General features: G+C 60.4%; 15 protein-coding genes. 10 read left to right on the forward strand and 5 right to left on the reverse strand.

Annotated elements, in window-relative coordinates; translation table 11 throughout:
• Window positions 1-47 precede the first annotated feature (47 nt).
• The 6 genes from ACILSR_RS17770 (at window position 48) to ACILSR_RS17795 (ending at window position 6,193) form a co-directional block, all read left to right on the forward strand.
• Entirely contained in the window at window positions 48-1,748 is a 1,701-nt protein-coding gene (locus ACILSR_RS17770; RefSeq protein WP_395751138.1) for a 4-alpha-glucanotransferase, read from the forward strand.
• 95 nt (window positions 1,749-1,843) lie between these two features.
• Window positions 1,844-2,566: a TenA family transcriptional regulator gene (locus tag ACILSR_RS17775; RefSeq protein ID WP_395751139.1), complete on the forward strand. Its 723-nt coding sequence runs from the start codon at window positions 1,844-1,846 to the stop codon at window positions 2,564-2,566.
• Window positions 2,547-3,479, forward strand: coding sequence for a fatty acid desaturase family protein (locus ACILSR_RS17780; protein ID WP_395751140.1), 933 nt, complete (start codon window positions 2,547-2,549; stop codon window positions 3,477-3,479). The genes ACILSR_RS17775 and ACILSR_RS17780 overlap by 20 nt, the downstream gene beginning before the upstream one ends.
• Window positions 3,480-3,490: 11 nt before the next feature.
• Window positions 3,491-4,297 (forward strand): phosphatase PAP2 family protein, encoded by an 807-nt coding sequence (locus ACILSR_RS17785; protein WP_395751141.1) that lies wholly within the window; start codon window positions 3,491-3,493, stop codon window positions 4,295-4,297.
• On the forward strand, window positions 4,269-5,282 hold the full coding sequence (locus tag ACILSR_RS17790) for a DUF3419 family protein (protein ID WP_395751142.1): 1,014 nt from the start codon (window positions 4,269-4,271) through the stop codon (window positions 5,280-5,282). The genes ACILSR_RS17785 and ACILSR_RS17790 overlap by 29 nt, the downstream gene beginning before the upstream one ends.
• Window positions 5,279-6,193 (forward strand): N-acetyltransferase, encoded by a 915-nt coding sequence (locus tag ACILSR_RS17795; RefSeq protein WP_395751143.1) that lies wholly within the window; start codon window positions 5,279-5,281, stop codon window positions 6,191-6,193. The genes ACILSR_RS17790 and ACILSR_RS17795 overlap by 4 nt, the downstream gene beginning before the upstream one ends.
• A 108-nt stretch (window positions 6,194-6,301) precedes the next feature.
• Here ACILSR_RS17795 and ACILSR_RS17800 read toward each other — a convergent pair whose 3' ends face one another.
• The gene (locus tag ACILSR_RS17800; protein ID WP_395751144.1) at window positions 6,302-7,078 is read right to left on the reverse strand and encodes a L,D-transpeptidase; all 777 of its coding nucleotides are present in this window, start codon (window positions 7,076-7,078) and stop codon (window positions 6,302-6,304) included.
• Between the two features lie 179 nt (window positions 7,079-7,257).
• Here ACILSR_RS17800 and ACILSR_RS17805 point away from each other — a divergent pair, with 179 nt between their 5' ends.
• Window positions 7,258-7,887: a hypothetical protein gene (locus ACILSR_RS17805; protein ID WP_395751145.1), complete on the forward strand. Its 630-nt coding sequence runs from the start codon at window positions 7,258-7,260 to the stop codon at window positions 7,885-7,887.
• 174 nt (window positions 7,888-8,061) lie between these two features.
• Here the strand turns inward: ACILSR_RS17805 and ACILSR_RS17810 are convergent, their stop codons facing one another.
• From ACILSR_RS17810 to ACILSR_RS17820, 3 genes are read right to left on the reverse strand one after another with little or no spacing between them, the layout of a single operon-like run.
• Window positions 8,062-8,439, reverse strand: a complete 378-nt coding sequence (locus ACILSR_RS17810) for a zinc-ribbon domain containing protein (RefSeq protein ID WP_395751146.1) — start codon at window positions 8,437-8,439, stop codon at window positions 8,062-8,064.
• Between the two features lie 12 nt (window positions 8,440-8,451).
• On the reverse strand, window positions 8,452-9,837 hold the full coding sequence (locus ACILSR_RS17815) for an alkaline phosphatase family protein (RefSeq protein WP_395751147.1): 1,386 nt from the start codon (window positions 9,835-9,837) through the stop codon (window positions 8,452-8,454).
• A 48-nt stretch (window positions 9,838-9,885) separates the two neighbouring features.
• Entirely contained in the window at window positions 9,886-11,238 is a 1,353-nt protein-coding gene (locus ACILSR_RS17820) for a PQQ-binding-like beta-propeller repeat protein (protein WP_395751148.1), read from the reverse strand.
• Between the two features lie 67 nt (window positions 11,239-11,305).
• Here ACILSR_RS17820 and ACILSR_RS17825 point away from each other — a divergent pair, with 67 nt between their 5' ends.
• A complete protein-coding gene (locus ACILSR_RS17825; RefSeq protein ID WP_395751149.1) occupies window positions 11,306-12,385 on the forward strand; it encodes a hypothetical protein in 1,080 nt (359 codons plus the stop codon).
• Window positions 12,382-13,230 (forward strand): phytoene/squalene synthase family protein, encoded by an 849-nt coding sequence (locus tag ACILSR_RS17830; protein WP_395751150.1) that lies wholly within the window; start codon window positions 12,382-12,384, stop codon window positions 13,228-13,230. The genes ACILSR_RS17825 and ACILSR_RS17830 overlap by 4 nt, the downstream gene beginning before the upstream one ends.
• Window positions 13,231-13,343: 113 nt before the next feature.
• Here ACILSR_RS17830 and ACILSR_RS17835 read toward each other — a convergent pair whose 3' ends face one another.
• On the reverse strand, window positions 13,344-14,579 hold the full coding sequence (locus ACILSR_RS17835; RefSeq protein ID WP_395737042.1) for an aspartyl protease family protein: 1,236 nt from the start codon (window positions 14,577-14,579) through the stop codon (window positions 13,344-13,346).
• Window positions 14,580-14,864: 285 nt separating this feature from the next.
• On the opposite strand from ACILSR_RS17835, the gene ACILSR_RS17840 reads away from it, so the two are divergent.
• Window positions 14,865-19,259, forward strand: coding sequence for a discoidin domain-containing protein (locus ACILSR_RS17840; protein ID WP_395751151.1), 4,395 nt, complete (start codon window positions 14,865-14,867; stop codon window positions 19,257-19,259).
• Window positions 19,260-19,369: the final 110 nt, after the last annotated feature.

Consider the following 19,369-nt stretch of genomic DNA (forward strand, 5'->3'; position numbering starts at 1 on the left):
CAACCACTAAACATTTGTCATTCGTTTAGTCTGGTTACCACCCCGCCATGCCTACCATCCAGCCCCGCCGCGCCGGCATCCTCATTCCTGTCTTCGCCCTCCGCACCACGGAGGACCTCGGCATCGGAGACATCGGCGGCGTCCGCCAGCTCATCGACTGGGCGGCTGAGACCGGCCTCGGCTTCCTCCAGTTCCTGCCCATCAATGCCACCGGCAGCGACAGCAGCCCTTACAACGCCATCAGCTCCGTCGCTCTGGACTACCTGACCCTGGAGCTCACTCCGGCGGCGGTCCCGGAGCTGGACGAGAAATTCTACAGCACCATCACCAGCATCCTGCGGGTGGACCTGCTCCGCCATGGCTCGGTAAACTACCCCAAGGTGCGCCGCCTCAAGAACACCCTCCTGCGCCGCGCCTTCAGCCAGATCGAGCACCAGCCCGCGCGCATGGCGGAGTTTGAGGCCTTCTGCGAAAAGGAGGCCTCCTGGCTGGATGACTACTGCCTCTTTAAAGTCCTCATGGAAGAGCATGGCCATGAGGACTGGACAAACTGGCGTGAAAACCTGAACACCGCCGGCAAGGCCCGCTTATGGCGTGACTCGCAGGCGGACGAGATCGATGACCGCATTCTCTTTCATGCCTACGTTCAGTGGCTCTGCTTCAGCCAGTGGGGTGCCCTCCGTGCCTACGCCAATGGCAAAAGCATCAAGCTCATGGGGGACATCCCCTTCGGCATCTCCTGGTGCAGCGCGGATGTGTTTTTCAAGCCCGAACAGTTTGACCTCGAATGGTGCGGCGGCGCTCCCCCTGAGACTTATTTCAAGGACGACTACTTCGTGCAGCATTGGGGCCAGAACTGGGGCATCCCGCTCTACCGCTGGGACGTCATGGAGCAGGGCGGTTTCCAGTGGTGGCGGCAGCGCACCCAGAAGCTCACCGAGGTCTTCGACATCTTCCGTATCGATCACGTCCTCGGTTTCTACCGCATCTACAGCTTCCCGTGGCGTCCAACGCGCAATGCAGAGTTCTGCTATCTCAGCGACGAGGAGGCCAAAGGTCTCACCAACGGCCGCCTGCCTCACTTCATCGCCAATGATGACGAAACCCCGGAGCACAAGGCCGCCAATCTGGCCAATGGAGACAAATACCTGCGCGTCATCCTCGACGCCGCCGGCGGCAAGGCGGAAATCGTCGCCGAAGACCTCGGCACGGTGCCGGACTACGTGCGTCCTCATCTTCTCAGCCTGGACATCCCCGGCTTCAAAGTGTGCCAGTGGGAGCACAATGAGCAGGGCCGCGTCGTCATGGGCAGCACGTACGACAACTGTTCCTTCACCACCTACGCCACGCACGACCACGAGCCCATGCGCACCCACTGGGAACACCGTCGCCGAGATGCCGCCAGCGAGTCAGAGACCTCCCGTGCCCTGGGAAACAAGGAACTCGGAGACCTTGCCGAATTTGCAGGCCTGCGCTTTTCCGACGGTGGCTGGCCTGAGTATGACTCCCACATCCGTCATGCCCTGCTGGAAGCACTATTCACCAGCAATGCCCGCTTTGCCGCCTTCATGCTCACGGATCTCTACGGCCTGGAAGACCGCTTCAATGTCCCTGGCATCGCCGCAGACAGCAACTGGAGCGCCCGCCTTCCCATGACCATGGCTGAGCTTCGCAACGCCTCCCCCTGGAAAGAAGAAAGCGACTGGCTCAAAAAGGCCGTGAGGCGAACGGACCGTTCGGCCACATGAGCACCGTCCGACCGCTGCTCACCTAGGGGCAGGCCTCTAGCCATTGGAGAAAAAATCACTGGAGTCTGTCTGCGGATTTTCATAAAGTCCCCCACATGGAGGAACTACTCAGCTGGGTCTCTGCCCAGACGGACGCCCGCGGGATTTTGAACAACCGTTACTTTACGGCTCTGGCGCAGGGCGTGATGGACAGGGAGGCCTTTCTGCGCACGCAGCAGCAGTTTTTCTTTGCGGTGCGCTATTTTTCCAGACCCATGGCGGCGCTCATGGCACGCATGCCCAGTTCCGCTCTACGCCGCAGCCTCATCTGCAATCTGGCCGAAGAGCATGGCTGTGTTGAGGAAAAGCCCGCCTCTTTTGATCCGGCCCTGGCGCATGACGTCACTTTTTTGCGCTTTCTTGAGTCAATGGGAATGCAGCGGGCGGAAATGAACGGCGTCCGGGAAGGCGCCGTGGTCAGGGCGTTCAATACCTGCCTTATGGGCGCATGTGTCATGGAGCGCACGGAGGTGGCCTTTGCCTGCCTGGGAGTCATTGAACACGCCTTCGCCGGCATCTCTGCGCGCCTGGGAAAGACCGTTGTAACCCATGGCTGGGTGCATGCTGCGGACTTGGTGCACTACAATCTGCACGAGGAAATCGATGGCCGGCATGCTGCGGAGTTTTTTGAATGCGTTGCCGACGCCTGGCAGGCGGGCGGCGCTGACCGTGCCGCCGTGGAGGATGGAGTGCGGCTGGGGCTGCACGTGTTTGACCGCCTCTATGTGGATCTCTGGGAAACCGCCAATCCGCCACCTCATGATCTCCCTGCCTCCTGATCTCCAGCGGTTCTGCCACACCCGCTCAGCGGCGCGGCATCTCGTTCGTGCGGCGCTGTTCATCGTTTTTTACGGGGTGGGAGCCGGTGGCGCGGTGCTCCTGGCTTCCTCAGGAGCTGCGTGGTGGAAGTGGCTGGCGCTTCCGCCCTTCTACCTTCTGGCCGCGGCTTCGTTGCACGGCCTCAGCCTTTTCACCCACGAGGCGGTGCATGGATCACTGGCGAAGAATCGCCGCCTCAATGCCGTGCTCGGTGCGCTGTGCGCCATGCCGGTGCTGCAAAATTTCTCTGCCTATCGCGTGCTGCATTTGAACCACCACCAGCATCTCGGAGATGCAGGAGACCCTGACCACTATGCCAACTACACGCGCTGGACGTGGATGGTCTTCCTCATGAACTGGGGAAGGCTGCTCGTGGGCTACCCCGTTTACATCACCGCCATTCCCATCCTCGGCTTCATGCAAGGCACCGCGAAAGACCGTCTTGGCATCGCCGCCGAAGTAGCTGCCACCGTGTTGCTCGCATGGCTGGTCTGGTCGCGCGTCCCCGCCATCTGGCTCTGGCATGGCTGGCTCATGCCCATGCTCTTCATCAACACCATGGTCAACATTCGCGGCATGAGCCAGCACACGCTGCTGGAGCACGCGAATGATGAGGTTCTGGGCACGCGCACCATCCTCACCAGCCGGTTGGTGCGCTTCTTCATGTGCAACGAGAACTATCACCTTGAGCATCATCTCTTCCCCGGCGTGCCCTGGCACCACCTGCCGCAGGTGCATGATGCTCTCTCTTCCACATTGCGTGAGCAGGGCGCGCCGTTCATTCCTTCCTACTCGGCCTTTGTGCGGGAGTTTATTATTCACAGCCTGCGCCGCAGTCCGCTGGGGTGGAAGCGGGAGGGCGGGGGCCTGTGAGGATGCGGCGGGTGCAGATTCATGAATGGCTCTATGTTTGGCTCGGGTGCGCCATCTCGCTGGCACTCGCGTTCGTTGGCAATGGCTGGCATCCGCTGCTGGAGGTTTCGGTGCTGACCCTTGCTTATCTCTTGCTGCAGCGCATGGGGGAACCGGGAGGCCGCGTGCGCCTGCTGGGCGCTTACATGGCCACATTGGCGCTGTATGCGGGCTCGTCAGCGATCGTGGAAAAGCTGGGAGTGCCATTGCGCCATCATGAATTGCTCGCTGCAGACACAGCCCTGTTTGGAGAATCACCCGTGCTCGCTTTGCGAGGCGTGTTCCGTCCGGGGCTGAATGACCTGCTCAGCCTGGGCTACATGAGCTATCATGTCTATCTGCACTGGGCGCTGCTCCAGGTAGTGATCTCAAACAAGCACGGCATGCTGTTTGGTGCGCGTCTGTTCACGGCATTTGCCGTCGGCTTTCTCGGCTATCTTTTCTATCCAGCCGCGCCGCCGCTGACAGCTTTCCCCGAGTTGTTTCCAACTCCGCTGGCCGGCGGTGTGCTGACGCATTGGAATGAAAGCATCAACACCGCAATGGCCTCGCACTACGATGCCTTTCCCAGCCTGCATGTGCTCATCACGCTGACGTTGCTGACCTGGGACTGGGGCTGCTTTCGCCTGCGGTTCTGGATCATGCTTGTCCCTTCGCTCCTCATGCTGGTGGCCACGCTGGCGCTGCGCCTGCACTATGCCGTGGACTTGCTGGCCGCTGTGCTGCTGTTTTTCCTGCTTCATCTCGCCTATGGACGAAACCCGCTCCGCCACTCCTGACGCCTGGGCCATCGAGGCCGCCACCCTGCCGCTCGCCTTTGCGCAGGTGCGCGAAGATCCCCGCCTGGATGTGGAGCTGGCGCAAACTCTTCCCGCAGATGCAACGGTCGTCATGATCGCCTCCGGCGGCGAGACGCTCGTCCAGCTGGCTCGTCTGCCGCTGCATCGCATTCACGCCGTGGACGTGAACCCCGCGCAGCTCGCGCTCTCCCGCTTCAAACTCCATCTCGCAGAGCATGCCAGCACCAACGATGCAGCACGCCTCCTTGGCCATGAAGACATGCCGCTGCGTTGCGAGGCTCTGCAGAGATTGTGCGATGAACTTGCCATGCCTGCGGACGTTTTTGGACCGCCCGATTTTGTAGCTCTCAATGGGCCGGATCATTCAGGCCGTTACGAGCGCTGCTTTGCGGAACTGCGCCGCGTGAAATCAAAAGGAGCAGATCTCGACGGATCGCTGCGTCAGGTCATGTCCCTGCCCAATCTGACGACCCTCTTTGGCCACGAAGCTGCACAAAACCCGCGCCGCCCCTTCCACGAGCACTTCGCCTGGCGCACCCGCGTGGCATTGGAACGCGCGGACGCGGAGACAAACCCCTTTCTCCGCCAAATGTACAGCGGCACCTTTGCGCCCGGCCATCGCTACGACTGGCTGCAAACCCAGGTCGCCCCACAGGCGGAGGTACTCTGGCACCAAGGCCGCATGCGTGAAGTCCTCGAAGGCCTTCCCCCAGCCAGCGCGGACATGGTGCACCTCTCCAACATCCTCGACTGGCTCTCACCTGCGCAAGCCGCGCAGACGCTCGCCGCAGCATTCCGCGCATTAAAACCCGGCGGCAGAGTCATCCTGCGGCAGTTGAATTCCTCGCTCGACATGGACACTCTGGCTGGAGACATCATTTGGGACCACGCGCTCGGACAGGCGATGGAGCAGCGGGACCGCAGCTTCTTCTACCCCCAAATTTTAATTGGCAGCCGCCCATGAACCTCCACACCCTGCGCGAACCACCGCCCGCATGGCTGGGCGAGGCGCTGGAGCGTTTCGAGCGCCAGTTTGATTATCCTCTCGGTGAAGGCCGCCGCTTTCGCATCTCGCATGGCCGCGACTACCTGCCGTTCTTTGCCGCCATGGGAGAAGCCACCGTCAATGTCGCCGAAGCCGGCGGCGAAGTGCTGGGCACCCTCGTGCGCGTCGAGCGCTGGCTGGAATGTGATCACGCCACACCGCCGCGTCGTCGCGTGCACTACCTCTGCGATCTCAAAGTCAGCCCTCACGCCCGCTGCACCGGTCTTCTGGCCCACCTGATGTGGGAAACCCGGCTTCAGGTAGCCCAAAGCGGCGCACACGCCTGCTATGGCATCGTGATGGACGGCACCGGCCGACGGCCGGCAGACTACACGGGGCGGCGTGACATTCCCCCATTTCAGCCGCTGGCTCAAATCGTCGTCCTCAGGATCACCGCCGCCGAATCAATACTCACCCCGCAAACGTCAATCGCTGAGACCTTCGCACCGCGTCCCGCCTGCATCCTCACCGGCGGAGACTCCACTCTGCGCTCTCTGATGCCCCCCATCCGCATCGCCGATACTGCCTGGCTGGAAGACACCCGCCGCGGCAAGCGCCTCTGGACTGATGACGGTACCGAGATGCTTTCCGCCCACCTCTCTGGCTTTCGTTTCAGCGATCCCGCCTACGGTGCCGCAGTCGTTCGCCAGGCAGTTCATGCCACCAAGGCTGCTGGTATGCCCGCCATGTTCGTTGCCGTGCCGCACTCACAGGTCGCCGCATTGCTTGAGCCACTCCACGACCTCCAGATCCTCCAGGCTCCCGCGACCATCTACGGCCACGATCTTGCCCCCGGCCACGACTGGTGGGTGGACACCGCCGAAATCTGAAACCACGGCGCATGTGAAGGAGTGGGATCATCCTGATCCCTCACGCTCCCGCCTCGCCCAGCGCTTTCAAACCAAAACCAAGAGAGTCCCCTCAGCCCGGGCGTTGCCTCACGGCAACCCCCACACCCCGCGCAGCGCCGCGTAGTCGTCCTTCGGCAGCAGCACGTAATGCGGCGAAGCACTCGGGTCCAGCCAGCGTAGCATCCGCGTCAGATCCCCTTCGGCCATGGTGGTGCAGCCCGCGCTGGGCTTGTCCGGCCCGCGCCGCACGTGGAAGAAAATGGCGCTGCCATAGCCGGGGGCGGCAGGACCCTGATTATGGCGGATTTCCAGCATCCATTTGTAGGCGGCATCGCCGAGGCGCATTTTTTGTTTCTCAAACCACGGCGGAATTCCCTGGCGCGGATCGATACGGATGTGGCGGTTGTAATACTGGGGCAGGGAAGAGTCATCTACATACGCATCCCAAGGACCCACCTGGATGTAGGGCCAGCGCGCCCCTCCAGGGGCGGCGGCGGCATAGCCAAACAACGAGCCGAGCTGGAAGACACCCGCCGGGGCACGCCAGTCCTTTTCCACCTTGGGTGGGATGCCGTTCTGTGGCGGGGAGAAGACGCCACGCCCCCACGCCAGCCCCTTCCTGCCCAGCAAAACCGGCACCGGTTTTTCAAACACCGCCTGCCATGGCGCCCCGGCAGAAGCGCGCTGGTAGCACTGCATGGTGGCGGTGTTGGAATTCCATCCCGCAGCCTGCGAGACGATGACCTGACGCACGGAGCGCCCTATCTGCGCGTGAGACTCCGAGGGGAGTACGGAAAAAATGCTGATGCTTAGCAGAGCGAATATTCCCGTCTTTTTTCGATGAAAAACTTTTTGGTATTGCATGGCGAACCTGTTTCCGAATATATTCATTAAATCAACCCTGCCGGGTTAATTGGATTCAGGTTTTGGGGGTTTTTTTCCTGAGCTCCGAGTTCCGGCAGGGTTGTTTTTTGCCCCTGGACAGAGTCTTTGCCGAATGAAGCACATTGATTCGCGTCGAAGGCGTTCTACAGATGCATTCCATGAACCTTAGGTGCCTTTCAGCCATTCTCGCGGCCTCTGCCTGCCTCAGCCTCCTTTCTTCCTGCGCCAATTCCTCGGTCGTCAGCCTCGAATATGTGCCCCAGCCCGGGCTCATGCTGCGGGGCACTCCCGATTTCGCCGTGGGCGAGTTCAAGGACAAGCGGAACGAGAACGCCCAGACACTTGGTCACGTGCGCCTGCCCATCGGTCCCAAGGTGGACACCATCCAGACACGCCTGCCTGTCAGCGAAGTGGTGCGCAACGCCTTTGCCTACGCCCTTGAGGCCCGCGGCATGCTTGCCACCGACGTGAGGGGGCGTTTCATCGTCACCGGAGACATTCAGGATCTCCGCTCGCAGCTTCTCGTTCATCCCTACGGCTATGCGCGCATTCGGGTGAATGTCGTCGAAGCCGTGTCCGGCAGGGTGATTTACACCCGGGTGTATGAAGGCGAGCGCCAGAGCAATGCCTTCCGCCCTGGCAGCGGCTCGCCCGTGCCCGTTCTGCGGGACCTCACCTCCCGCGCACTTCAAGAAGCCGTGGACCGCGCCTTGGATGACACCAAGATGCGCCAGCAGATCGGCACGGGCATGGACTCGCGTCCACGCTACACCCCCGGCATGCTTTAAGCAGCCCGTCTGGCAGGAGGGGGACTATCCTGGTCCCCTCATTCGCGATCACAAGCTGCGATGTGCCCTTTGAGCAAGCCCGTCTGTTAGGTCGCAGAGGACCTATCCGCCCTATTTCAGCGCCTTCTCCAGCTCTACGACCTGCGTCAGCTCCACCTCCGGCACCACGATATGTCATGTAGCCTCATGCCCGGAGTCGGCTCTTGCTTGCTGCTTCCGGGCGAGCTCCTTCTGCCGGCACTCGTAGCAGCGCTTCGGACGCTTGTAAGGGGACGCCTTGAGGATTTCATAATAATGTTGCTGCGAGCCAGCAGACCAAAAATCAGGTTTGCCGCAGTCGGCGCATCTGAACTCGATGTCCATGTAGCAAACGGCTGGGATGCAGGCGTTGGTGGGGAGCACGAGGTCGGGATCGACAGGAATGGAATCGTCAGGGATCTCCGAGGCATCCTGAATCAGGCCGCGTTCCAGTAGCAGGCGAATGCGCCGCTCGCGCTCGTCTATGACCTTGCGGAGGCGTTGGTTGGACTGATTGCGGCGTCCTTTCGACATGAGACACGGCGATCACTTCAGCGCCTTCTCCAGCACCTGCCCATCCACACCCGGGAAAGGCACTCCCAGCAGCTTCGCCATCGTCGGTGTCACATCGATGTTTTTGATTTCATCGAGCACCACGCCTTGCTTCACACCAGCGCCGCTGATCACAAATCCTCCGTAGAGATTCGGATCTGTCTGCAGATGGCCATGAGCGCCCTTTGGTGGATCATTGGGAATGATCACGTCATTGTCCGCCAGGGAATCAGTAAATGTGTAGCCATCGGCGGCCAGCAGCACCAGGTCCGGTTCACGACCATCCTTCCCTGCTGTCACGTGGTGCAGCTTCGCATCGAAATCCTTCGCCTCCACCACGCCCTCCACTCCTTCCAGCTTGCTCAGCGTCGGAGTGATCTGCTTTAGAATGCTCTCGCGGTTCGCATCATCCAGCACATACACAAAGCACGCGCCGCCTTCGGCCATCGCAAACACCTGCGAGTCGGGCGCGAGGCTCTTGCCCAGCACCGCTTTGACGAAACCGTCTTTTCGCAGCGCTGCGTTCGCATTGATCGACTTCGTGAAGGTCACAAACCCGTGGTCCGTGGTGATGACGAAAGTCGTCTTGTCGCGGATGCCCGCCTCTTCCGTGGCACGCACGATGTCCGCCACACGGTTGTCCGAATCATTCGCCGCCCAATACGCTTCCGCCACCTGACGGCCATGCGCATGCTCAAAAGAATCGAGACTCACCAGATGCAGCGCCAGGAAGTTCGGCTTGTGCTTCTTGATGATGTGCTGGGCGAGCTGTGAGTACATGTAGTCCCGCTGCGCCTTGCCTGGATTGCCCGCTTTGCACCACTCGTTCTGCTTCTCGATCGGGATGCCCGCCGTCCGTGCCTCCTCCAGCAGGGAAGGGGTGCCGTATTTTTCAAACAGCTCCTGCTCAAATACATCCGGCACCGTCCAGTCCAGCGTCTTGGCGCCGCGTGAGGCTGGCCAGATCACTCCCGCAGTGGTCATGCCAGCCGCCTTGGCCGCGTCGTAAATCGTGGGCGATTTGACGATCTCTTCCTTGTTGAAAAGCGGGTCAGGAATCAGTGGCACCTTCTTCCGCGTCGCACGGTCAAAGTACTCATTCGCCAGCACGCCATGCTTCGCTGGATGCACGCCAGTGACGAGCGTCGTGTGGTTCGTCCACGTCACGGTGGGGAAGGAGCACTCCATGCGCTTGGCCCTTACGCCTTTGGCCGCCAGCGCCTTCACGGCAGGCATGTGGCATTTCGGGTCATCGAAATACTGATGCGCCCAGCCGTCGATGCTGATGAGGATAACGTGTTCGGCCGGAGCCGCTTGTGCAATTGTCGTGGCGGCCAGAAGGAGGGCGAGGGAACGATGGAGCATAACTGTGATGTCCATGAACGTTCCCCAAACCTCATTCTTGTCACGCCACTCCAGGCATTGCTGTCACTTCTTGCCTATGCAGTACAGCTTGTCCTCAGAACGGATGAAGAGGCAGCCGTCGCTCACGGCCACGCTGGCACGAACGCTGGCGGCATTGCCATTCGGCTTGGTGCCGTTGCCCATTTCGTTCATGCCCAGCAGCTCAAACTTGTCGGTGTTGGCTTTGGCCACATAGACCTCGCCCCAGAAGTTGATGCAGTACACTTTGTCGTCCACCACGGTGGGGCTGCTTTCAAACTTGGTCTTGCCGCCGAGTTCGCCGGACCAGAGGACTTTGCCGGTTTTGGGTTCCAGGCAGCTGAGGATCTTCTTGCCGCCATCGAGGACGTAGAACTTGCCTTTGTAGAAGGCGGGGGTGGGCACGTCGCTGGTCACGCCTTTGGGTTCTGTCTGCCACACGGGCTGGGTCTCGCCTTTGGAGTCCAGCGGCATGGCGTAGATGGGGGAGTTCTTGGGGGCGCAGACGATGGCCATGCCGTCGCCGACCACGGGGGAGGGGACGAGGCGGAAGAACTTGTTGTACCCTTCACCGGGCGGATTCCAGGTGGCGATGCGGGAGAACTCCTTGCCCGTGGCGGCATCATGAATGGTCAGTGTGTCACCACCGGAGATGAGCATGAGACGCTGTCCTTTGTAAGTCGTGAAAATGGGGCTGCTGAACGCCTCAAGAGATTCCGTGGAGGCAAGGCTTGGGCGGATGTGTTTCCAGAGGTCCTTCCCGGTGGCTGGATCCACGGCGAGGATGTAGCTGCTCATGTCCTTGCCTGCGGTGCCCTTTTCAAACTTGTCCTGGAATTTAAAAGCCTCGTTGCGTTGCAGCACCTGGATGTACAGCTTGCCGCCGTCGAGTGCGGGGCTGCTGCCATAGGTCCACTGCGTGGCAAAGGCGCCGTGGGTTTCTTTGAAGTCGCGCTTCCACACGATCTTGCCATTGAAATCACACGCGGCAGCAATGGCGTTGGCGAAAAGGAAGTAAACACGGTCGCCATCCGTTACTGCGGAAGGGCTGGCCAGGTTGCTCTTGTCGTCCCACTGAATCTCCGACCCTTCGCTAATGGTGGTGCGCCACTTTTCCTTGCCGGTCTGTTTGTCGTAGCACAGGCCCACGAGCTTTTTCTCCGCATCAATGGGCGCGGTGATGAAAAGGTTGTCCCCCCAGATCACGGGCACGGAGGCGGAGAGTCCTGGCACCTCTGCCGACCACCTCACTCCTGAGGTGGTGCTGAACTTCACCGGCAGGCCGGTCTCACCCGAGGAGCCGTCCTGATTGGGGCCGCGCCAGCTTGGCCAATTTTCGGCGAGAGCGGCAGAAGAGAACGACAGGCAGGCGAGCAGGAGTGCGGCGGGTGATTTCATGGCGAAAATGGAGAGAAGCGAATACGCGCTGGCATGTCGAGATGTTTTCGCGAATTGATCGTGAACTTTGAACCTGACCCACTGGCAATCGACCGCGCTCGCCCTCCTCAGCTTTGCCGCCGGACTGGTGCTGCACCTGCGCTGGCATCCGCTGCGCCAGCCTTTGTCCGATGCTTGGGACTGCCTGCGGCTTCACCCTGCGCTGATCTTGTTCACAGCCGGAGCAATGCTGCTGGCTACAACGCTGGGTAACGAAAAAGAAACAATATATTCGTTACATATTTTGAATGACTGGCGAGAAGCATTGCCGCTGCTGGCTCGCGAGGCTCTGGCTCGACTGGCCGTCCTTCCGCATGCACTCATGGTCCCTTGGCCGCTGTCGTGCGTGGTGCCCTTACCGCTGATGTTTCTGACCGTGCGGATCTGGCGGTGGCCTTACCGCTACGGAGAGCGAAGACCTGTGTTGGAGCAAAAATGTATTCTTATAATCGTTACATTATTAAGCTTTGCTTGGCTGGGAATGGAGGGGGTTAGCATGCGGCGCATGCTGCCGGAGGAGATGGAGACAATGAAACTTGCGTTGCGTTACATTTTTACCGCATTGGCGGCGGCGGGCACCCAAGTGTGGCTGGTGCGATTTGTCATGGCCTGGGAGCGACCGCAGAAGACGGATGCGGATGGTGATGCCGCTGCGGCGTTGGAGCACGCCTTTGCCCGCTGGCAGGGCGTAGCCTGGCTGGCGGGGTTCGATCTTCTCTGGATGAGCTGGCGCTGGTGGCAGGCGAATACACCTCAAAGCATTGGCGCATGGTGGTGGGTGGAACTGCTTCTGCTCTTTGCCGCCCTGCCGGTCGCGGTGGCAGCGGTGCCGGGGACGTTTTGGCAGCAGGGGGCGACGGCCCTGCGCATCCTGCGGCGGTCGATAGTGCGGCTGCTCATGCTCGCCGTCACGGCGATAGCCCTTCGCATTGTGGTTCAGTACACGGCGGCCATGGCGTATGCTTTGTGCGCGGGTGCGCCATTCCTGCGCATGATCGAGCTGCCGCTGAGCGCATTGGTGCTTGCCATGCTGGATTGCTGGCTATTGCTAACGGCCCTACTTCTCATGCTGCGCCACGGTTTCCCACGTTCCTCCACTTCCGCATGACCAGCGGCACGCTCTCTCCAGAACAGATCACGAAGCGGGCGAAGTCGAACCTGGCCTTTGCACTCGCCTGCCTGCCGAAGGAGCGCCGCCGGGACATGATCGCCTTTTACGCCTTTTGCCGCGTGGTGGATGACATTGCCGATGACCCCAACAACAGCGAAGAGGACAAAGAAAAAGAACTCAATCACTGGAAGCGCTGCGTGGATGAGGGCAAGCCCCCCGGCCACCCTGTGCTGGATGAAATGCTGCTGCTGCCGCAGAAGTACAGCTTCCCCCGCGCCTGGCTCTGCGAGATCATCGACGGCGTCGCCAGCGACATCACCAAGACCCGCTACGAGACTTTTGAGGAACTCTTGGGCTACTGCTACAAAGTCGCCAGCGTGGTCGGCCTCGTCAGCATCGAAATCTTCGGCCACAAGAACCCCGCCACCAAGGACTACGCCATCAATCTCGGCTATGCCCTGCAATTTACGAACATCATCCGCGACGTCGGCCAAGACGCCAAGGACACCGGCCGCATCTATATCCCCCGGGCCGAACTGCGGAAGTTCGGAGTGCTGGAAAGCGAGATCCTCGATGCCCGTCCCAGCGAGCGCTTCATCAAGATGATGGACTTCCAGTACCAGCGCGCCCGCGGCTACTACGACGCCGCTCAAAAGATCCTCCCGCCGGAGGACCGCAAAAACATGGTCGCCTCCGAGATCATGGCAGACATCTACTCGCGAATCCTCGAAAAGCTCAAACGCGAGCGCTACCCCGTCTTCACCAAACGCGCCCGCCTCAGCAAGCTGCACAAGGTCTGGATCCTCGGCAGCCATTTGGTGAAGGCTCGGTTTGGGAAGTGAGGAGCGCGGAATTCATTCCGCAGCACTCCGCAAGCATGCACAACGCCGAATCGCCCCTGCCGCCCTTCTTTCACCTCAGTGGCAAGACGATCCCCCTGCGAATTTTGCACGCTTCACTCCTTCATCAACACCAAGGTCGCTTCCATCGGACTGAGTTCTCCACGCCGGTAGCGCACCTTAACGGCGGTGCCAGGCGGCAGGCGTTTGAAGGCGGCAAACTTCTCTGGCGTCATGGTCTTGAGGGGGTGGCCTTCGATCTCGAGTACTTCATCTCCGATACGCAGCCCGGCTTTGTCCGCCGGTCCATTCGGCAAGACATTGAGAATCTTGTTTTCTAAGTCCATGTAGATGCCAGCCGTCGCGGCGCTTGTGATTTCCTGCACGGTGCCCAGGGGCTTGAGACGGAGTTCGCCTACGGAAAAACGAAAGGTCATTACATAGTGGCGGAGCAGATTCAGGCCGATGAGGCCTTTGCTCTCGGCGTTTGAGCCTGGAGGGGCGTCGATGATATTGGTGCGCAAACCATGCAGGGTATCAGGGCCGAATGTAACCTCACGGAGCTTTGCCTCCCGGCTCATCGTTTTGCCTGAAAGAGTGACGGCGGTGGCGAGTGCGGGCAGCGCGTCCTTCAGCGCTTGGGGTGCCATCTTTTCGATGAGCGTGCTCGGGAGCTGGAGAATGGTGCCGTGGCCCGTGTCCGGCGTGGCCGCCAGTTCATGTGTGCCCACGTGCAGTGGCACGGTGAGGTTCATCATGTGAAATCCCTGTCCTTTGGGCATTCCTGCTGATGTGCTTTTGCGTTGGCAGGTGAGTGGCAGTACAGTTTCGCCTTCCTGTGAGGGGGCCTTGCCCGCAGGAAACAGGGTGAGTTTCCGGGTTGAAGGATCGATTCGAACATCCCAGTCGGCCAGGGTGGCCATACCAAGCAGTCCTTGAATTCCCGGGATCATCTCGGCAATGAACACTGGCTCGTTCTCCGTCCAAGCAGATCCAAGGCTGAAGCGCTTGGTCAGCGTGCGGAGGCCCACGACGCTCCCGCCATCGGCGCTGGATGCTGATTCCTTGGGACCATTCGTCTGGAGGCCGAGTTGCCGCGCTATTTCGGGGGACAGAAGAGTGCAAGCGGCTCCAGAGTCCAGCAAGAGCTGCACAGACTGTCCATTGATCTGTGCTTCCACGATGAATCCCAAAAAGGTAGATTCAAGCGGCACCGTCACACTTTCCTCCCCTGTTGGCAGGCCCGAAGTGCGCAAAGCACCGGCCAGCGCCTCAGCTGAGAGCGGCGGCTCTTCTCCGCGCAGAGGGAGAATGAAGCAGGAGAGGATGATGGCAAGGCAGCGCAGGTGCATGAGTGGGGGCTGGGGAGAACTGGGGTGCGTGGGTCGGTGCTTCGCCGTTGGAGTAAAGCGCATTTCCAATGAGAAGCGCGGAATTCATTCCGCAGCACTCCGCCGAAGGGGAAAGGGAGCTTGCCTTTATGGGGTGCCGCAGTTTGTGTGCGTGGCTGCTGCGGAATGAATTCCGCGCTCCTGCCCGGCCTTTCACTGGTGCGAATTCCATACTTTTCTGATAGAAACCCCGCTTTTTGTGCGGCTTCTGCATTCCCGTTTTTTCTCATGCGTTCTTTTGCCCTCTTGCTCCTCCTTACCACGGCCTCTTTGGGCCTTGCTGAAACCAAGCCCCTCAAAGCCCTCCTCGTGGCAGGTGGCTGCTGCCATGATTATGCGAAGCAGCATGTGATCCTCAGCCAAGGCATCCAGGCCCGCGCCAATGTGCAGGTGGATGTGGTGTGGACCGATGACAAGTCCGTCAACCCGCCTCTGCCGCTGTATGACAATCCCGACTGGGCCAAGGGCTACGACATCATCATTCACGACGAATGCGCCGCCGGGGTGAAGGACATGGCCGTGGTGAAGCGCATCCTCGATGTGCACCAGACCATCCCCGCCGTGCATCTGCACTGCGCCATGCACAGCTTCCGCACCGGCACGGACGCGTGGTTCAAGCACCTCGGCATCCAGTCCGCCTCGCATGGCCCGCAGGAGCCTATCGCCATCACGTTTGTGGACAAGGAGCACCCCATCACCAAGCCGCTCGCCGATTGGACCACCATCAAGGAGGAGCTGTACAACAACGTGAACATCTTCGACGGCCATCCGCTCGCCATGGGCAAGCAGGTCGTCAAAGGCAAGGACGTGGACTACGTCGTCGCCTGGACGAATGAAAAATCCGGTGCCCGCAGCTTCAGCACCACCATCGGCCACAACAACGACACCGTCGCTGATGCACGCTACCTCGATCTCGTAACCCGCGGCCTGCTCTGGGCCATGGACAAGCTCACGCCGGATTACCTGACACCGTTCAAGGGCGAGAACAAAGTGACCTTCGTCCCCGCCAAGCCTGTCGAGGCCCCGAAGCCTGCGGCACCACCCCCGCTGCCAAAAGATGCGCTGCCGATCAAAGCCAGCGCCAGCAGCGAAGAGAGCGGCAAGGGCAACTACGCCTGGAAGGCCGTGGACGGCGATGAGGGCACCCGCTGGTGCGCCTCGAATCCCAGTTACCCGCAGTGGCTCCAGCTTGAACTCGAAAAGCCGCAGACGCTCACGGGCATCCAGACTGCCTGGGAAAACGCAGGGGTGTATCAGTTCAAAGTCGAAGGCAGCACCGATGGCAAAGCATGGACCACGCTTGTCGATGGCAGCGACAACACCAAGAAAGCGCCCTACTCGAACGACTTCGCCAAGGTGGAAGGCATCCGCTTTGTAAAGATCCACGCACTTGCCAAAACAAGCGGCGGCTGGGCGAGCATTCGTGAAGTGCAGCTCAAAGGCCCCAACATCAAAGCCGTTGCTCCGACGCTGAGCGAGGCACAGAAAAAGGAATACGACAAGTCCAGCGATCCGCTCAAGGATGCAGGCAACATCGCGCCAAAAATCGTGAAGCTCACGCCTGAACAAGAATCTGCCATCTTGAAGGACGTGAAGGTGGCTGAGGGCTTCGATGTCTCCCTCTTCGCCAACAGCGCAGCAGCGAATTACCCTGTCTTCCTGGCCGCAGAGCCAGATGGTACGCTCTATGTCAGCAGTGATGGCGACGGCTCTGTGGAGCGCAAACCCAACCGCGGACGCGTCATCCGCCTGCGCGATCTGGATGGCGATGGCCGTGCCGATGAAACCAAGGTCTTCTGCGAGGTGGACAGCCCACGCGGCCTCGTATGGGACCACGACCGCCTGTACCTCGTGCATCCGCCGCACCTCAGCGAGTTCATTGATGCCGACCACGACGGCGTCGCCGAAAAACAAAACATCCTCGTCAATGGCATCGCCTTCGGTTTCAAAGACCGTCCTGCTGACCACACCACCAACGGCCTCAGCCTCGGCATTGACGGCTGGCTCTACATCGCGGGTGGCGACTTCGGTTTTATGGATGCCGTAGGCACGGACGGGAAGCATCTGCAGCATCGCGGTGGCGGCGTCATCCGCGTGCGTCCTGACGGTACCGGTTTGGAAATCTACTCCACCGGTACGCGCAACATTCTCGAAGTCGCCATCAGCCCGCTGATGGACATCTTCGCCCGCGACAACACCAACGACGGCGGCGGTTGGAACGTGCGCTTCCACCACTTCACCGGCCTCGAAAACCACGGCTACCCGCGCCTCTACAAAAACTTCAACGACGAGTGCATCCAGCCCCTCGCCGACTACGGCGGCGGTTCAGGCACCGGCGCAGTTTACATCGACGAACCCGGCTTCGGAGAGTGGAACAACGCGCCGTTCACCTGCGACTGGGGCACTGGTGCCCTCTGGCACCATCAGGTGAAGCCCAAGGGCGCCACCTTCGAAGAAACCCGCAAGCCCGAACCGTTCATCAAAATGACCCGCCCCACCGACGCCGATGTCGATGGGATGAGCCGCGTCTATTGCGCCAGTTGGAAAGGTGCCACCTTCGGCTGGGCCGGTCCCGATGTCGGTTACATCGTGCAAGTGAAGCCCAAGGGATTTAAGGCGGAACCGCTACCGGATTTTGCGAATCTTAGTGATGCTGACTTGGTGAAGCAGTTCAAGTCACCGAGCCATCGTCGCCGCATGGAGGCACAACGAGTGTTCGAGCAGAGACAGCCCTCATGGACGGAACGTTTGACCAGCGGCAAAGAAGACAAGCAGGTAAGTGCGAGGAACGAGCTGATCATTGCGATTGCTGAGGATTCCAAGGCATCCATCGCCGCCAGGGTTGCTGTTGCTTATCTTGGTGCTGCGAAGCTGGAAGGAAAAGACCCGCAAATCACTCGCGCCTGGTGGAGGTCGTTTGCGCTGCAGATGCCAATGCGTTATTCGACGACTGAACGTCCCAAGTTTACTCGTGCTGGTGGCGGTGATGAGTACGTGATGTCGGCTGAAATGATTGCTGCGGCACCCGTGGACAGCCTTCGCCTGGCAATGCAGTTGTCGGAACAGGTTAAAACTCGAGATGTCATATTTAGCGAGGCATTTGCCAGTTCCGATCCGGTCATTCAGCACTGTGGCATCCGTGCTTTGGCTCTTGCCCCGCGGCCTGGATGGAAGCTGGCCTTCGACATGGTGGATACGGGCAACTGCGTGACCAACGCACTCCATTCTCTCGCCATGATGCACCAGCCCGAAGTCGTCACCGGCCTCATCGAGCGCCTCGGCAAAGCCACCGATCCCGCCCTGCGCCAGGGCATCCTCGCCTCACTCTGCCGCCTGCATTTCCATGAAGGCGAATGGAAGGGCGACTCCTGGGGCACGCGCCCTGACACACGTGGGCCGTATTACCAGCCAGAGGCGTGGAGCGAGACGCCGAAGATCGCCGCCGCACTGAAGGATGCGCTGGTGAAGGCCGAACCCGAAGAAGCGGCGTTTTTGGTAAAGGAGCTCAATCGCAACCGCATCCAGTTCAACGAGGCGCAGCAACGCATCCTCGCCTTGGCCAAGCAGGATCCGAAAGTGTTGCCAGAACTCGCCGCACAGCTCGCGGGAGCTGAGGAAATACCGGCAGAGGCCGTGGCTCTGCTTGTTGGGCTGGTTAGTGATGCGGGCAAGAGCGCTCCAATCTCTTCGGCCACTCTCTCCCAAGCCGTCATCGCGCTCGCCAAAACCGACAGCGCGCCTGGTGCATCCGCAACGCTCGCAGCACTGGACACGCTGAAGAAGCTTCCGGATTCCGGCAAAGACTTCGATGCGGCTACGAGCGCGTTTTTCAATGCGCCGAAGCTCGAAAACCATCATCAGCTCGTGGAGCAGATGGCGGAGAAGTTGAGTGGCTCGGCATCGCTTTACGCGGATGCGGCGCTCCTGAACCTTGCCAACCGCAAATCTGGCAGCCCTGAGTCCATTCAGCTCTCGCAGAAGGCGCTGGATTCCGGTTGGGCAGATGCCAAGCGCCGGAAGCAGATCGTGGAAGCGATTGGCTTGATCAAGCATACGGCCTCGGCCGCCAAGGTGTTTGCCGCGCTCAATGATTCGGACCCGGCCGTGAAAAAAGCAGCGGAGAACGCAGCGAAGACGATGCGCTTGAGCTTTGAAAAGGACACGACACCGCTGATCAGCGCGCTGAAGCCAGAGGAGGTGCTCACCAAGGTCATCGCAATGAAAGGTGATCTCACGACCGGCGAGATGGTCTTCACCAAGGCCACCTGCATCGCCTGCCACACCACCAAGGAAACCGAAGCACAAAAAGGCCCCTACCTCGGCAACATCGCCCAGACCTACAAGCGCCCCGATCTCGCCCAGAACATCCTCGATCCCAACAAGACGATCGCCCAGGGCTTCGCCAGCGAAGTGGTCACCCTCAATGACGGCACCCAGCAGATGGGCTTCATCACCCTTGAGTCTGCTGACAACGTCAAGCTCCGCAACGTCGCCTCCCAGGAGTTCACCTTCGCCGTGAAGGACATCAAAAGCCGCCAGCGCCTCCCCATCTCCATCATGCCTCCGGGCCTCATGACCAACTTCACTGTGCGTGAGTTCGCCAGTTTGCTGGATTATCTGGAGTCATTGGCGAAGAAGTAACGGAGGAGAGGGACCATCCTGGTCGCTCAATCTCAAGCCCCACACAGCGCACTCGAACGCATGACGTCTCCGGCCGCAGGTTGGGGCTGTTTGGATTTCAAAGCTCACAG

It is taken from the genome of Prosthecobacter sp. (assembly GCF_044222565.1).
Lineage (GTDB): Bacteria > Verrucomicrobiota > Verrucomicrobiia > Verrucomicrobiales > Verrucomicrobiaceae > Prosthecobacter.